Source organism: Halomonas sp. MS1, assembly GCF_024182575.1.
Classification (GTDB): domain Bacteria; phylum Pseudomonadota; class Gammaproteobacteria; order Pseudomonadales; family Halomonadaceae; genus Vreelandella.
This window is the reverse complement of record NZ_CP098926.1, coordinates 3314766-3329629: the sequence shown is the minus strand read 5'-3', so window position 1 is coordinate 3329629 and position 14864 is coordinate 3314766. Positions and strand designations below refer to the sequence as shown.

14 protein-coding genes and 1 pseudogene are annotated in these 14864 nt (G+C 47.2%); 6 read left to right on the top strand and 9 right to left on the bottom strand.

The genetic code is table 11. The features are described from left to right. Window positions 1-46: 46 nt before the first annotated feature. The 4 genes from gmtX to gmtY are packed head-to-tail and all read right to left on the bottom strand — an operon-like array spanning window position 47 to window position 5858. On the bottom strand, window positions 47-676 hold the full coding sequence (gene gmtX / locus NF683_RS15230) for a gamma-mobile-trio protein GmtX (protein WP_230805935.1): 630 nt from the start codon (window positions 674-676) through the stop codon (window positions 47-49). A gap of 15 nt (window positions 677-691) precedes the next feature. Beyond that, window positions 692-3649, bottom strand: coding sequence for a gamma-mobile-trio integrase GmtZ (gene gmtZ / locus NF683_RS15225; RefSeq protein WP_253920401.1), 2958 nt, complete (start codon window positions 3647-3649; stop codon window positions 692-694). Then, on the bottom strand, window positions 3541-4416 hold the full coding sequence (locus NF683_RS15220) for an integrase repeat-containing protein (protein ID WP_253920400.1): 876 nt from the start codon (window positions 4414-4416) through the stop codon (window positions 3541-3543). The genes gmtZ and NF683_RS15220 overlap by 109 nt, the downstream gene beginning before the upstream one ends. A 5-nt stretch (window positions 4417-4421) precedes the next feature. Continuing rightward, complete coding sequence (gmtY, locus tag NF683_RS15215; protein ID WP_230805931.1) at window positions 4422-5858, bottom strand: gamma-mobile-trio recombinase GmtY; 1437 nt, start codon at window positions 5856-5858, stop codon at window positions 4422-4424. 129 nt (window positions 5859-5987) lie between these two features. On the opposite strand from gmtY, the pseudogene NF683_RS15210 reads away from it, so the two are divergent. Both NF683_RS15210 and NF683_RS15205 read left to right on the top strand, forming a co-directional pair. Next, window positions 5988-6449: pseudogene (locus NF683_RS15210) on the top strand (AAA family ATPase); the annotation flags it as partial. A gap of 3 nt (window positions 6450-6452) precedes the next feature. Then, window positions 6453-7631, top strand: coding sequence for a vWA domain-containing protein (locus tag NF683_RS15205; protein ID WP_253920399.1), 1179 nt, complete (start codon window positions 6453-6455; stop codon window positions 7629-7631). 97 nt (window positions 7632-7728) lie between these two features. Here NF683_RS15205 and NF683_RS15200 read toward each other — a convergent pair whose 3' ends face one another. Together NF683_RS15200 and NF683_RS15195 are read right to left on the bottom strand one after the other, a co-directional pair. Further along, window positions 7729-8259: a cytochrome b gene (locus NF683_RS15200; RefSeq protein WP_089038071.1), complete on the bottom strand. Its 531-nt coding sequence runs from the start codon at window positions 8257-8259 to the stop codon at window positions 7729-7731. A 121-nt stretch (window positions 8260-8380) separates the two neighbouring features. Beyond that, a complete protein-coding gene (locus tag NF683_RS15195) occupies window positions 8381-8941 on the bottom strand; it encodes a hypothetical protein (RefSeq protein WP_253920398.1) in 561 nt (186 codons plus the stop codon). Window positions 8942-9110: 169 nt separating this feature from the next. Between NF683_RS15195 and NF683_RS15190 the strand changes: the two genes are divergently transcribed. Beyond that, window positions 9111-9503 (top strand): RidA family protein, encoded by a 393-nt coding sequence (locus tag NF683_RS15190; protein WP_253920397.1) that lies wholly within the window; start codon window positions 9111-9113, stop codon window positions 9501-9503. A gap of 20 nt (window positions 9504-9523) precedes the next feature. Here NF683_RS15190 and NF683_RS15185 read toward each other — a convergent pair whose 3' ends face one another. After that, window positions 9524-10975 (bottom strand): cobyric acid synthase, encoded by a 1452-nt coding sequence (locus tag NF683_RS15185; protein ID WP_253920396.1) that lies wholly within the window; start codon window positions 10973-10975, stop codon window positions 9524-9526. Between the two features lie 177 nt (window positions 10976-11152). Between NF683_RS15185 and NF683_RS15180 the strand changes: the two genes are divergently transcribed. Next, a complete protein-coding gene (locus tag NF683_RS15180; RefSeq protein WP_089038067.1) occupies window positions 11153-12073 on the top strand; it encodes a glutaminase in 921 nt (306 codons plus the stop codon). 7 nt (window positions 12074-12080) lie between these two features. On the opposite strand, the gene NF683_RS15175 is transcribed toward NF683_RS15180, so the two are convergent. Next, window positions 12081-12941, bottom strand: coding sequence for a bifunctional transcriptional activator/DNA repair enzyme AdaA (locus NF683_RS15175; RefSeq protein ID WP_253920395.1), 861 nt, complete (start codon window positions 12939-12941; stop codon window positions 12081-12083). A 182-nt stretch (window positions 12942-13123) separates the two neighbouring features. Between NF683_RS15175 and NF683_RS15170 the strand changes: the two genes are divergently transcribed. Beyond that, window positions 13124-13717, top strand: a complete 594-nt coding sequence (locus tag NF683_RS15170; protein WP_253920394.1) for a LysE family translocator — start codon at window positions 13124-13126, stop codon at window positions 13715-13717. Here NF683_RS15170 and NF683_RS15165 read toward each other — a convergent pair. Then, window positions 13682-14596, bottom strand: a complete 915-nt coding sequence (locus NF683_RS15165) for an AraC family transcriptional regulator (RefSeq protein ID WP_253920393.1) — start codon at window positions 14594-14596, stop codon at window positions 13682-13684. The two genes, NF683_RS15170 and NF683_RS15165, sit on opposite strands and share 36 nt — an antisense overlap. Before the next feature lie 80 nt (window positions 14597-14676). Here NF683_RS15165 and NF683_RS15160 point away from each other — a divergent pair, with 80 nt between their 5' ends. Beyond that, a complete protein-coding gene (locus NF683_RS15160; protein WP_232471474.1) occupies window positions 14677-14838 on the top strand; it encodes a DUF1206 domain-containing protein in 162 nt (53 codons plus the stop codon). Window positions 14839-14864: the final 26 nt, after the last annotated feature.

Genomic DNA, 14864 nt, shown 5'->3' with positions numbered 1-14864 from the left:
TTATTAATACCAAATCCGGCGATGTTAAATTGAAGATTTTTAGGCGTTAATTATAGCTATTTATCGTTAGCACCTTTTGGATACCATCCACAAATCCCGGCTTGGTTACAGGCTTTCCATTAGAATCTAATAGACGACCATTTGTACCGATAGACCACCCAAAATTTGAGAGCCTGGAGCTACTTATGAAGTCAGAAAGAGCTTTTATCTCGATATCTGTAAGCGAATCATACAAGCGACATTCAACAGTCTTACTTTCTAGACGAAGATCAACCTCAACTTCTTTTACAGCTTTCAACTGATTAAGCTCGTTCCTGAGTTTCCTCTCGCTAGCAACCAGATCAAGGAGTCGATAGCGAATCTCAGGGTCTTCTATTCTTCCTGCCCAAGAAATTGGCTCAGCAGGAGTTGTATTGATAGCTTTTACGGGGTTTTCTGATTTGTAAGCATTTATTAAATCTCTGTAGACTTGCCCTGTAGCGTTTCTTATTGATTGCGTCTTAACGCCACCAAAACTCTCTGACAACCGCCCTATGGTCGCAATGCTGAAATCTTTTGATTTTCGATCAAGTTGAAAATCACATGCTTTTTTGACAACCGACAGATTATTTTTTACACGATTGCTAGGTGATTTTTCCAAAAGCTGTTCGTAAATTTTGTCAACGATTCTAGACACCTTAATACTCCGTATTTATTTTTCAGATGGAAGAGATATTGCTTTAGGTGTTTGGCCATTAAACATTAATTGAAGCCCTTCTTTAATCGCGCCCTCCTCTATCTGCAGGTCTTCCAGCGTGATCACTGCATCTTTGTCCATCAATTCGCTAACAGCATCCCAGCCTCCCAGTCTTGAACGAAGCATTTTGGTGATTTCATTTCCAATCTCTAGCTGCTGCCGCTCTGAAAGGGCAAAGAGCCCTGGCGAAAGCCCATTTTTACGAGCAAATAGATCTAATAGCTGTGTTCTTACCAGTGTTGCTTTTTGAGGTCTAGATGACTGATGGTAGCTGGCAGACTGGCAAACCATGTCAACATGCAGGAAATTACTAACTTCAGGAAAGTTCAAAAAAACACCTGCGTCCTGGTCAGTAGTTATTAAGTTGTGATGGGGGGATTTTGTAGAGTCGTTAATGCTGGAGTTTAGAATATTTATCGAATTCATGGAAAGACGAATTGCTACTATCAAATCACAGACAAGAGAATCAAATCTTGTTACCTCTTGTTCATAGTGGGCTTCAGTAAGTGCTATTTCATGGGAACCTGTGAAGTCTTGCTTTTCACGAAGCTTTTGGTACTGCTCGTCTTCCAAAGTGTCGATTTTCTGTCTTAATTCATCAATGACGATTGATGCAGCTTTGCATTCAAGTGTTATTTCGTTGCATAACATCTGAAGGCCGCCTAAAAAAGCAGGTCCTGAATAAAAAAAACGACAACGAAGACAGTTGCTATTTCCTAGATACCCTGCAGGTGTTGGATGATAAACTTTTGAGCTCTCACCTATCATATCACCGCCAATATCACACTTAGTACGTCCATTAGGACAAATCCCGTAATCCATCATGGTGTAGGCCGCTGAAGGCATTGTCGAATTATTTTTAACCAGTTCACCTCTAGAATTAACTAACTCACTTGTTATTTGGTCCATCTTTCCTTGGCGAATTAACTGATCAACTCTGTTAGCTTGGTTCTTTATGATTAAAGATTCAGCATCGTTTAACGCTTCCCTTATTTCCTCAGCAGTAACTTTTGTATAATAGATCGTCATAACTAAAGATGAGTGACCAACAAGCTTCTGAACTACTTCAGGAGCTATTTTAGCGTCTCTTATAAAAGCTGTTATAAGAGACACACGCATAGAATGAAGAGTAAAAAGGGAATGAAGATTGCTCAAAGAATTTGCATCCTTCTTCCCTTTTCTTATCATTGTAAGGGGTAATTCCTTGTCTTGAATAAGATGTAGAACTCCAGCAAAGCCAGAACTGAGTTTGGCTTGCGTCAGTGGAATACCTCCTTGCAAGGAAGGGTCTCTAAAAAGAAAGCAGCTTCTACCTTTGTACCCATATTTTCTGAGTGTTCTATCATTTTCAGTTTTGACTTGATTAGTCCATTTGGTCGGTTTCTCCAGAGGGTTATACTTTGACTGCCAGTTTCTTAGCTGAATCAAAAGGGGAATAATTCTTTCGTCAACCCATGGAATATCGTATCCTTCAAAAGCATTAGAGGCCGTTTTGTTCGTGCTAACATGGCAAACAACTTCTTTATCACTACCAGGTTTGAAGAAACCTTGATGATATTTTTTGGGAACTCGATATTCTTTGAGAAGCTGGTTGTTTACCCATTTATATTTACCATTTTCTTCCTCAAGAATCTCGTAGTCAGCCTCTCCACTATCAAGCCAACATATTTGGGAGCCTCTGAATGGCATGAAGAGCTGCGTATATATCGCCACTACCCTCACGGGTGACCAAAGTTCGAAAACTCCATCTAGTTTACGCCAAACACAATTAGGATCGCTATCGTCAATGATATTTTTATCAGCAACAAACCACTCACCCACAAAATCAAAGAAATCAGTTGCATATTTTAGTCTTTCGTACAGTTCTGAAAAAGTTAATACCTCCTTTCCTGGTGGGATAATTAAGTGCCTGGCGCGCTGTATATAGCGGAAGGGAAGTGCTGGCTTTGTTGACTCATGGTTATTAAACCTAGGCTGAAAATCAACAGTTAACACCTTCCTATTTATTGGGTTTTCATATCCTTCTAAAACAATAATTTCGCCCGTTTCCTCGCAATGGTGTGAACATAGCCTTTCAATAACGAAGTCAAAAAATTTTTGAAGATGATTTACCGATGATATATTTTTCTGTGAATCTGGCAATGAGTCTATAAAACTATTTATATCTAGCCGAGGAGACTTGGAATCACAAAGGTACTCAGGTAGCACAGGCAGAGTTTTTTTGAAAAATACGAAAAAGTTTTTGATAAGAGATCTACGTGTTGAGTAAGATCCTGTTGAGGTAAGCCAGTCGTCAGCAATTTTTACCCATGGATAGTATTCTTCATTTTCAAATACAGAGATATAAGGATCTTTGTATAAGATCCGATCTATCCTCACGTTAGGCGAAACTGTTTTTGGGTTGTTTGGAAGCTCTGGTATTTTACTAGCAATTTCATCATACTCTTCACGAGTTTTTATTTTTTTGTCATGACAATACTTCTTAATAGTCCTAAGATCCCAAAGCTTTTCTGTACTAAAATTCAAAAAATCGAAAAATGAGCTAAAACCATAATATGCTAAAGGATCCTCAGGCAAAGAGCGGTAGAGTTTACGTAGAACTTTATAATCATTGATATTTTCAATATTTACTCCTTTTTTTCTTATTAATTTAACTGCATCTAGCGGATCTTGATAAACCAAACCAACAAAGCTAGGCCAATCATAGTATTGATCATATTTTGTATAGGTACGAGGAAGTCTTTTCTCCAATTTAACAAGAACCATGTATTCAAAAGGAACTTTTATCTTAACTGATGGTGAATTTAAAAACTCAACCGCCTCCTCGTAAGAAAAATACGATAGTGACAGAAAATCTTGCCAGCTAACCCACCCTTTATTTTTGTAAGTCGTCTGTGGATGGTAAGGAAGCATCGGGTCTTTTTTCTTTTTCTTTTATAATCGGTTGGGTGCCTTATTTTTAATTTTCTTGCGGCCTCTTGTGCTTCTTTAACTGTGGGGTACAAGCCACGCAAGAATTCTTGCCAGCTTACCCAACCTGCCCCCTTGTATTTCCTCTCTGGAACTCTGGTTAACCTTGGGTCTTGTTGGTATCTTTCTACATATTCATTGTAAGTTTTTGCCTTTAGTTTCTTAGCAGCTTTAGCTGCTTCTTCGTAAGTTTTGTACAATTCCTTTTTATTTGTACCAAAGAAAGTGAACCAGTCAACCCATCCTTTTCTTTGATACTTTATATTAGGATGAGCAGGTAGCATTTTATCTTCACGGAATCTAACTTTGTATTCTGTAGTTTTTGTTATTCCAAGGTTCTGAACAGCTTTTTCAGCCTCTTCATAAGTACCATATCTTTGTTGGTCTAAAAAAATAGAAAAACCTTCCCACTCATCTGCATATATTTTCGCAGGATCAGAAGGGAGAAGAGGGTCTTCTTTATACATATTTTTGTATTCTATTGAATTCTCACATCTTAAAGCTTGCGCAGCAGCCTTAGCATCTTCGTATAATGCATATTTTTGAACACCTAAAAAAGACTTCCAGCTTATCCATTTATCTGAATATTTCATCTCTGGCTTGGCTGGCAATCGATAATCTTCCTTATACCTTCTTACATACTCTATCTTTTTAACTATGTTCAGCTTAATTGCAGCAGAACTGGCTTCTTCATAGGTTTCATACTTCATTCACGTTAGTTCCCTTCAATTAAGTCTGATTTTGCATTCTTTGATTTATCACTGACTACTAAGTTGGCTACTTTTTTTAACTCTCGCGCAATTTTTTTTGTATGCGGATCTGTGTATGTTTTCTGGCTTTCTAAAGAACGGTGATGTAACGCACCCTTAATAATATATTCGTCAATATCAGAAGATAAATTTCGCGCTTCGGCTAACCTTTGACCGTACGCATGCCTATGGCAGTGAGGTGAGCCGCCCAATTCGAGATAGTGGCTAAGACCTATTCTTTTAACTGCCTTGTTATGCTTTTGCACAAAAGATTTTATGCTTAAGGGATCTCCGATCTTATTGGTGAATAAAAATGGGTGTTCCCTTCCTGGAAGGGGCTTCACACGCTGTTTTTCGACATATAACCTAAAAAGATCATAAAAGACATCTTGTATATTATCTCCAAATAGGAAGACCGGAAAATATTTACCAACGCTAGAAACTGTAGGATTCTTCCACCCTGCATGGTAAGACCTTTTGCTGGATGTAACTCTATCTTCAAGTCCATATTTTATCTTTAGAAAGGTCTTCCTATTACAGTTAGGGTTGTTTGTTAAGTGCCGGTACCATTGTGGTGCTAGCCCCTCTCTAGGGTGATACACTCGGATTTGCTGTAACCCTTCATTGGGAATTATATCATCAACATATAGATGAAACGGCTCTGACACCCTTAAACCGCCATAGTGCATTAGCATTGTAATTAAAATATTTGACAAATCGTATTTTTCTACACTTCTGTCATTTATAGACTTTCCTTTCTTCAAAAACCCCTGCCCAAGCAAGTCCCATATTCTATCTTCTTCAAAAGGTTTTTGGGGATCTTCTATGATAGAAACTTCGTTTCTATAGCTTACAGCTCTGGTTCTGCTAACTTCATTTGCCTTGTGGTCTGTTGAGTAAGTGTGCTTCAAAAATGATCGGTTCATACGATTATTATAAGCAGCAAGATTCATTAATTTTTCTGTTTTTGTTGCAACACGCCTAGGGTTCAGCAGCTCACTTGCGCCATCTTTTTGATCATATAGCCAATCTGAGTAAAGTGTAATATGGCGAATAATCTCATTACCCGAGCCTTTAGACCTCGGCTGCCACCTAAGACCTGTAGGATCGAAGCCCTCTTCATCTACAGTCCCATCGAAAAGCCGTTGAGCAAATGTCTCAAACATAATTGCGGGATTTTTGAATATATCTCCATTGGCATATGAATAGTCAATCAACAACCTGACAGCCTGAATGGACTTGTCCATCCAACCGCTGCGACGGCCGCGCAGTCTTCTGTAGATCATGTATTCAAGGTGGGACTTCAATATAGCGCCGTTCACCGCTACCGCCTTCATAGCAAGAGAAGCGGAGTGGTTGTCTATCTTGGCTCTAACTTTAACAACAGCGCTGTTTAGATACATGATAAGCTCTACATACTAATAGTACATAGTATGTGGTTATATGTTATTTATCACTGATTGTAAAGCTGATAATTAGCTAAAATACAGGCATATTGTACATAAATAGTATGCTCAATTTAGGGGGTATTTCTGGATCGTATGGAGTTTCATGTTTATGAAACCGGCGAAACCATTCGCGCCGAACAACGCCCGATTATCGTGATCACCTCGAATAACGAGAAAGAGCTACCCGACGCCTTCCTACGTCGCTGCTTTTTCCATTACATCGAATTCCCCGACCGCGAAACCATGCAGGCGATTGTGGATGTTCACTTCCCGGATATCGCCCCCAGGTTGGTCGGCGAAGCCTTGGAAGTGTTTTTCGATCTGCGCAACGCCCCAGGGCTCAAGAAAAAGCCCTCTACCTCAGAGTTGGTGGATTGGCTCAAGCTGCTAATGGCCGACGAACTGGCCCAGGAAGCGCTGTATAACCGCGACCCGGCCAAAGCCCTACCGCCGATGGCGGGCGCACTGGTTAAAAACGAGCAGGATACTCACCTGCTAGAGCGCCTGGCGTTTATGATGCGTCGCCAAAAGAGTACGGGGCGCTAAGCCATGTTTATTGGTCTGTTTGATGCCCTCAAACGTGCCGGTGTGCCCGTTTCTCTGCGCGAATTGCTCGACCTGCACGCGGTGGTCGAACGTGGCGTCGTGTTTGCCGATATGGAAGCGTTTTATCAAGTGGCGCGTACGGTCATGGTCAAAGATGAGCGCTACTTTGACCGCTTTGATCGCGCCTTTGCCGCCTGGTTTAAAGGCCTTGAAGATATGGATTCGGCAATCGAGGCGCTCATTCCCGATGAGTGGCTGCGACGCGAATTTGAAAAGCAGCTCAGCGACGAAGAGAAAGCCAAAATTGAGTCGCTAGGTGGTCTTGAAGAGCTGATTGAGGCCTTTAAAAAGCGCCTGGAAGAGCAAAAAGAGCGCCATGCGGGCGGCAACAAGTGGATTGGCACGGGTGGCACCAGCCCCTTTGGGGCGTATGGTTACAACCCCGAAGGCATACGTATTGGCCAGGATGGTTCGCGCCACCGCCGCGCTACCAAAGTTTGGGACGAGCGGCGTTTTCGCGATTACGATGACTCGCTTGAACTGGGCACCCGCAATATCAAAATGGCCTTACGGCGGCTGCGCAAGTTTGCCCGCCAAGGAGCGCTGGACGAGTTTGATGTAGACAGCACCATCCGCGAAACCGCACGGGATGCGGGGTTACTCAATATTCAAATGCGCCCCGAACGTCATAATGCGGTTAAAGTGCTGCTGTTTTTAGATGTCGGCGGGTCGATGGATGATCATATTCGCGTCTGCGAAGAGTTATTCTCAGCGGCACGTTCCGAATTCAAACACTTGGAACATTATTACTTCCACAACTGCCTTTACGAAGGGGTTTGGCGTAACAATATGCGGCGCCGTAACGAACGCATCCCGACCATGGATGTGTTGCACACTTACGGGGCGGACTATCAGGTGGTGATTGTCGGTGATGCCGCCATGTCGCCTTACGAAGTCACTCACTCGGGTGGCAGCGTGGAACACTTCAATGATGAACCTGGCGGCGTGTGGCTAAAACGCTTGGCTGATACGTTTCCACGCTTGGCGTGGTTAAACCCCATGCCACCCCGTGCCTGGGAGTACACCTACTCGACCCAGTTAATTCGTGACGTTATCGATGACCGCATGTATCCCATGACCATGGAAGGCTTGGAAACAGCAATGCGCGAGCTAGCCAAGTAGCGCTACTTATGTAGCGGCATCATGCCTTCTAAACAAAAGCGGCGCGTCCAATGGAACGCGCCGCTTTTTACAAACTGAATCATCTAACAGATTCTTGCTAGGACATACGCGATAGGACATCGTGATTGGTTAATTTACGATGCAAGATCGCCATCACGACATGGCCCACAATCAACGCCAGTAGCGTCCAACCAAGCTCACCGTGTAATAAGCCGCCGAGCTCTGTCATCCACGTGATTTCCTCGCCGTCAAAGCCCGACATTAAGTTAATCCCCAGCACATCCAGCGCACGACCGGAACCATACTGGCGAATCAGTGCAATCGTAGGCACCGCAATCATCAAGCCATAGAGCGCCAGATGGCCTAGCTTTGCCATCACACTGACCGATGGCGGGCGACGGGAGGCATTAAGTAGTGACCAAACTGCTCTTATCACTACAAGCGTCAGCAGCAACACTCCGACGGTGTAGTGGGTGCCCCATAAAAACTCTTCCACGGGCGTATCCGACAACAGTAAATGCGCGCCGGCACTCAAAAACTGCCATACAAACAGCAGTGCCATCCCCCAGTGCAGCGCCTTACTGACGACACCATAGCGGATATTAGTATCCATTATTGCCAGCGCCATATCGGTTCCCCTTCTTATATAAGATAAATATTGTCGCTATTTTACCCAGGAAAGTGGACGACATCATGACACCAGCGTGCAAGTTCGTTGCATAAAATGGAACGGTTCGTTGTTTTTTAGCCTACAGCGTGGTCGGAAAGTTGTTTAAACCTGACAAAAAAGCCTCTTTGGCCTCAGTAAATGCAGCAGGATCATGCTTAAATCGGCGCAGTATTAGCGCTTCATCAAGGCTCAAGGTGGGCGTCAGGTCATTACTATGCTTAGCAGGATGGCGGGCGCCTAAACCAATGCGTTGCCCCTTCGCGCCATCAAACCAGCGCTTAAACCCACACTGCTGATAGAACGCTTCTTGGGTGGCATCACTTACCTCAACGCGCAGCGGGGCTTTGAGGCTTAACTCGCTGATTAAACGCGCTTTAGCACCATCAACAAACTCGCAAGCGTGGGTTACCGTCATCCCCTCGCCAGCCTCATCCAACACCAGCAATGCTAGCGCCAGGGGTTTACCATCGCCATCGACACCCGCCAACAGACGGGCTGCCTCTTGATCAAACAGCACGTTTTTCGTGCCGGTAAAAATTACCAGCGGCGCTAACCCAGCTTGCTGACCGTATACCTTGGCACACAAGGTTGCCAAACACGCATTACGCGGGGCGCTCTGACTAATATGAACTACCTTCATTACGCTCTCTCATGAGAATTTAAAATCACATCAACAACGGGGAACCCTTAAAAGTTGGCCAGCCTAGAGCAAAGCTTTCGCCAGCACCACCCTCTGCCCCAAAGGAACTACAAGCTAGTGGCAGAGTCGCACCCATCGCGACTCGCTTATTTGTCGCTAAGGAGAGCCAATGCCACAGTATATCGACGATCCCACGTTACCCAAACCGAGTTTCCCTGGTAGCCACATGGTTATCGATGACCATTATGTGTTTATTTCAGGGCTAACGGTTACGGATCTTTCTAACGGCCAAGCCACCCGTGGAGATGTCAAAGAAGAAACTCGCCTCGTCATGCGCGAACTTGAACGCATGTTAAAACAACAGGGAGGCAGCCTGGCGGATATTGTTAGAGTCGACATTCATCTTGCTGACTTAAGGCAGATCAATGCATTAGACAGTATTTACGCGGAGTTTTTTGAACCGGGCCACTACCCAGCACGCACCTGCACCGAGTCACCAAATATTTGCGGGGGCAGCACCGTCGAAATTACTTTGATGGCAAAGCGCCCACCGCAAGAATAAACACTCAGCATTCTGGGCGCTCAATGCGCCCTTAGCATCGCCAACACCGCCTCAATATCCAAGTGCGCTTCCAGCGTATCAGCCAGTCGATCAAGCGCTTGCTCGCGGTGGGCGCGATAATCGACGGGTGCCGCACTTGCTAGCCCTAACGTAGTAAGCAACGCTTGGCAGGCTTCAGGATGATCAAACAACCCATGCAAGTAAGTGCCCATCACTTGGCCATCGATACTGATAGCGCCATCCACGTGGCTACCTAAATCAAACAGCGGCCGATTGAGTGCAGCCCCGTTGCTTACACCATTGTGAATTTCGTAGCCCGTCACAGCCGCTTCTTGCCCGACCATGACGCCGCTGACATTGCGCAGCTGCTTGCCCGCGACCATTCTCGTGGATACCTGCAACAACCCCAAGCCTGCTACCTTCCCGGGCGCGCCTTCCAAGCCATCCGGGTCATCTACCCACTCACCTAGCATTTGAAAACCACCGCAAATCCCCAGCACCTTACCGCCGTAGCGCAAATGGCGAGCAATCGCGTCCCTCCAACCCTGGCGTGTTAGCCAGGCTAAATCACTGGCGGTGCTTTTGCTCCCCGGCAGTATTATTACATCAGCAGGTGGAATCGGTTGTTCTGGCCCTACAAAGGTAAGCGATACCTGGGGATGTAAACGCAGCGGATCAAAATCCGTATGATTGCTGATACGCGGCAGCGCGGGAACAATCACCTTAAGGGTGTGACTGGCTTTCTCAGCGTGAACCCGACCAATGCTATCTTCAGCATCCAGCAGTAGGCCCTGCAAGTAAGGCAAGGTGCCCAGAACAGGCTTACCAGTATAGGCCTCTAACCACTCAAGCCCCGGCTCTAAAAGGGCAATATCGCCCCGGAAGCGGTTAATAATAAAGCCTTTCGTGCGCGTCTGCTCGCTGTCGCTTAATAGCGCCAGCGTTCCTACTAGCTGAGCAAACACACCGCCGCGGTCAATATCGCCTACTAACAAAACCGGACAGTCGGCAGCTTCGGCAAAGCCCATATTAGCGATATCGCCTTTACGCAGATTGATTTCCGCCGGACTGCCCGCGCCTTCGGCAATGATCACATCAAAGCGGCTTTCCAAGGCCTGCCATGCCGCCATGACGCTCTCTTTCGCCGTGCGCTTAAACGCGTGGTAATCCAGTGCATCCATATGGCCATGCACTTTACCGCGTAAAATCACTTGGGCTCCGCGATCTGTCTCCGGCTTTAATAGCACCGGATTCATATCACTATGGGGAACCACACCCGCCGCCTGCGCCTGTAACGCAGTGGAGCGGCCAATCTCACCGCCATCACTGGTCACGGCGCTATTCAGTGCCATGTTCTGCGGTTTAAATGGCGCGACTGAAATACCACGGCGCTTTAACACGCGACAAAGCCCAGCAACCACCGTGCTTTTGCCCGCATCCGAGGTAGTTCCCTGAATCATTAATGTGGTCATGCCCGTCGGCCCTTGCTGAAAGTAGCCGAACTGTAGCCGCCGAACAGCTAGTTAGCAACGGACAAAACCTCTCAACAACGTGCATAGCCCATGGCATTTCGGTATCAACCGCCAGCAGACAAGCCTGCTCGTTTCCGCTAGGGTAGCGCCTCACGCTGCCAAACGAATTCGTATTACATGCAAGAGTTACTCAATAAGATTGCCGCCGAGCTGGCCCTTGAAACCGAGCGCGGAAATGTCGCTGACTATATTCCCCAGCTTGCCCATGTGGACCCCAGCCAATTTGCTATCAGTTTAGCTACGGTAGACGGCCAGCGCTTTTCTGCGGGCTGCGCCACCACACCGTTCTCAATCCAGAGCATTTCCAAAGTTTTTACGCTAACCATTGCGTTGGGCAAATGGGGGGATGGATTGTGGTCGCGGGTCGGGCGTGAGCCTTCTGGCGACCCGTTCAACTCTATCGTGCAGCTTGAGCATGAAGGCGGTAAACCGCGCAATCCGTTTATTAATGCTGGGGCGATTGCGATTGTTGATGCCATCATGATGGGTCACGAGCCTAAAGAGACACTGGCGGAAATTCTTAGCTTTGTGCGCTATATCGCCGACGATAACAGTATCTGTTTTGACCATCAGGTAGCGGCTTCCGAAATGCAGCACAAAGACCGCAATGCTTCTCTGGCGCATTTTATGAAAGCCTTTGGTCGCCTACGCCACGATGTCGATAAAGTGCTCGGCACCTACTTTCACCAGTGCGCAATTGCCATGAGCTGCGAACAGCTTGCTCACGCCGGACTGTTTTTGGCATCGGACGGTGTCAACCGGCCAAGTGATTTACGCGTTGTATCGCCCCAACGAGCGCGACGGATTAATTCATTGATGATGATGTGCGGCCACTACGACGCGTCGGGGGAGTTTGCTTTCCGCGTTGGCCTGCCCGGCAAAAGTGGCGTAGGCGGTGGAATTTTGGCTATTGCACCTGGGCGTGGTTCGCTTGCCGTCTGGTCACCGGGGTTGGATAAATACGGCAATAGCCTACTGGGAACTCGTGCCCTAGAAATGTTTGCCCAAGAAACCGGCTGGTCGGTATTTGGACACTAAGTCAGGGCTAATGCGGCTCAAGCTGAGGAGAATGCTGTGCCGCTTCCCAGGCCTGGACCTGTTGTTTGGTTTCAATCCCCCAGCGATAGCCGCCTAGCGCACCACTTTGCTGAATCACTCGATGGCAAGGAATCAACAGTGCAATAGGGTTAGCACCCACCGCATTTCCGACGGCTCGAGATGATTTCGGCATGCCAAGAGCCTGGGCAATTTGCGAGTAGCTCGCCAACTGCCCTTCAGGAATAGTGAGCAGCGCGCGCCATACAGCAATCTGGAAATTAGTGCCGCTCACGTGGAGCGATAGCGTGGCAGATGTCGCTTTTGTGGTCGTTTCTGCAGATGCTGTAAACAGTGCCTCTACCGCATAACGGGTGGCATCAGGGCGATGGCATAGCGTACTGCGTGGCCACTGTTTTACGAGTTCTGCCAGCAACGCTTCCTGACTGGTAGACGCCACAAAGGCCATCCGACAAATTCCTCTCGGCGTCATCGCCACCAATATTTCGCCGAAAGGTGTAGGGTGCACGCCATAGGCAATCTCAACCCCCTCCCCTTGGCGCTTAAACTCACCCGGCGTGACCGCTTCTAGCTGCACAAAGTGATCATAAAGCCGCGAGCCACCGCTTAGTCCTAGCGCATGCACGGTATTGGCAAGACTTTCTGACGATGCGATCAGTTGTTTGCCCCGCTCCAAGGTCAACGCCTGTAAAAAACGCTTAGGGCTGATACCCGCATAACGACAAAACAGTCGCTGGAAATGGTAAGCACTCAAATGCACCTGAGCCGCCACCGTTTCCAAACTTGGCTGGCTAGCGGCATTGGCCACCATGTAGGACATCGCTTTTTCGATACGGGCATAGTCATTCATAAAGACGTTCTCACCGGAGCTAAACGAGGAAAAGCACAGGGCTCTCTGAACATAGAACAAGCTTAACCAGACCGCGTCATCCGGCCTACCCGAATCTTGCGCAATATCGTGGCATCTCAATTTTGTTCAATACTCTTTTCTCGCGCTCTTGCAAGCTCTTGATTCTGTTTAGGAGGACAACAATGAGCGTTTCACTACTGTTACCGATGTCAGCATTTGCCCTTGCCGCGTCTATTTCACCAGGTCCCGTCAACCTTGTTTGCCTGAGTAGCGGCACCCACTACCCTATTGCCAAAGGGCTTATTTTTGTCACGGGGGCGACCCTGGGGTTTCTAGTGCTTTTCCTGGCGATTGGCGCGGGGCTCTACTCACTGCTAAACGTAGTGCCACTACTGGAGGAAATATTACGCTGGGCGGGGCTACTTTTTTTACTTTACTTAAGCTATCAGCTTTTCCAACATGATGGCGCTGTTCGTGGCCAGAGTACAGATAAGCCACCAGGCTTTATGACCGGCGCGATGATGCAGTGGTTAAACCCTAAGGCGTGGCTGGCGTCTGCCGCTGGCATTGGGGCTTACACCAGCAGTAATGACCCCTACCAGTTATGGCTGTTCGCTGCTCTCTACCTACCCATTTGTTGGTTGTCATTGGCCAGCTGGGTTTATGCAGGTGCTTTTCTTAGACGCTATATTCACCGTCCGTTCGTTCTGCTTACCATTAACCGCACGCTGGCTGCTGGCCTAGCTGCCAGCGCTATTTTCCTGTTGTTTGAGTAGCGGATAGCGATACTGATTGGGTGTTGCCGCCACTAACCGCTTAAATGTTCTCTGGAAGTGGGGTTGGTCGTTAAAACCGGCTAATAAAGCCGCATTAACGATCGACTCCCCCTGCCTAAGCGCCCGCTGGCCAAGCTGAACACGGCGATTAATCAGATAAGCATGGGGGGTAAGCCCATAGTGCTGCTTAAACGCACGGATAAGATGGCCAGCGCTATAGCCGGTTAACTGACATAGCGTTTCCAATGACACATCAAAAGCCGCATTCACGTCACAATAGGCAGCCGCAGCCTGCAAGCCATCCGGCGGCTGCGGCCTAGAGACGGTTGTCTCGTGGGCTAATGCCAGCATCAATGCGGTAAGAAACCCGGTAACCGACGCGTGCTTCATAGAGAGAGTGCATTGCTTATCCAATAAACAAGCCGCCATTTCACAATAGTGGGCATACAGCGCTGGCTGTGAGACCACCGCCGTATCAATATCACTCCAGGTCGGGGAACTAAGCGTGCCTATTTGATAGCGTAAATCCGCTAGCCATTGCGCATCCACATAGAGCATCAAATATGCCCAAGGTTCGTTCTCGATGGGGTTACAGGCATGCACCCAGTCGGGATTCATCATAACCAAGTCACCGGCGCTAATCGGGTAAGTCGATTCCCGATAGAAAAACGTACTGCTGCCTGACGTAATAGCCCCTACCGACCAGTGAACATGGCTATGAGGGGCATAGCACACTTGCCTCGCATCACTGATTTTACGCAGTTCGACATAAGGCAGCCGTGAGTCGCGCCAAAAAACAGGCGGCGACCCAGCACGCGGAGACCCAGCCTGAAGAGACTTAGCATGTAAAGACTTAGCACTTGGAGACTTATGGCTCATCTTCTGCTCGCATCATCAAAAAATAGCGAATAGCCTGATAACTTGACCTACGCTAAACAATAGCACAGCACACGCACAGTATGGCGCGCCGGAAAAGCACCGGCCATCGTGATGCTATTACTCTTTTTGGAAGCCAGCCCTTTGGCCAGTGGTTGCTTGCCTTTGCCGCACTGGGGCTTTTTGTGTTTGGTCTCTACAGCCTTTTAGCAGCCGTTTATCGCTGTATCAATACCAAAATGTAGAGACCATAAAATGCTTTTAAATGCCT

Excerpts from the sequence above, each read along its gene's own strand:
- NF683_RS15165 (WP_253920393.1), bottom strand. The coding sequence starts at position 14,596 with ATGAGCCATAAGTCTCCAAGTGCTAAGTCTTTACATGCTAAGTCTCTT.
- NF683_RS15180 (WP_089038067.1), top strand. The coding sequence starts at position 11,153 with ATGCAAGAGTTACTCAATAAGATTGCCGCCGAGCTGGCCCTTGAAACC.
- NF683_RS15160 (WP_232471474.1), top strand. The coding sequence starts at position 14,677 with ATGGCGCGCCGGAAAAGCACCGGCCATCGTGATGCTATTACTCTTTTT.
- NF683_RS15170 (WP_253920394.1), top strand. The coding sequence starts at position 13,124 with ATGAGCGTTTCACTACTGTTACCGATGTCAGCATTTGCCCTTGCCGCG.
- NF683_RS15205 (WP_253920399.1), top strand. The coding sequence starts at position 6,453 with ATGTTTATTGGTCTGTTTGATGCCCTCAAACGTGCCGGTGTGCCCGTT.
- NF683_RS15185 (WP_253920396.1), bottom strand. The coding sequence starts at position 10,975 with ATGACCACATTAATGATTCAGGGAACTACCTCGGATGCGGGCAAAAGC.
- gmtZ (WP_253920401.1), bottom strand. The coding sequence starts at position 3,649 with ATGCTTCCTTACCATCCACAGACGACTTACAAAAATAAAGGGTGGGTT.
- NF683_RS15220 (WP_253920400.1), bottom strand. The coding sequence starts at position 4,416 with ATGAAGTATGAAACCTATGAAGAAGCCAGTTCTGCTGCAATTAAGCTG.
- NF683_RS15195 (WP_253920398.1), bottom strand. The coding sequence starts at position 8,941 with ATGAAGGTAGTTCATATTAGTCAGAGCGCCCCGCGTAATGCGTGTTTG.
- NF683_RS15200 (WP_089038071.1), bottom strand. The coding sequence starts at position 8,259 with ATGGCGCTGGCAATAATGGATACTAATATCCGCTATGGTGTCGTCAGT.
- NF683_RS15190 (WP_253920397.1), top strand. The coding sequence starts at position 9,111 with ATGCCACAGTATATCGACGATCCCACGTTACCCAAACCGAGTTTCCCT.
- NF683_RS15175 (WP_253920395.1), bottom strand. The coding sequence starts at position 12,941 with ATGAATGACTATGCCCGTATCGAAAAAGCGATGTCCTACATGGTGGCC.
- gmtY (WP_230805931.1), bottom strand. The coding sequence starts at position 5,858 with ATGTATCTAAACAGCGCTGTTGTTAAAGTTAGAGCCAAGATAGACAAC.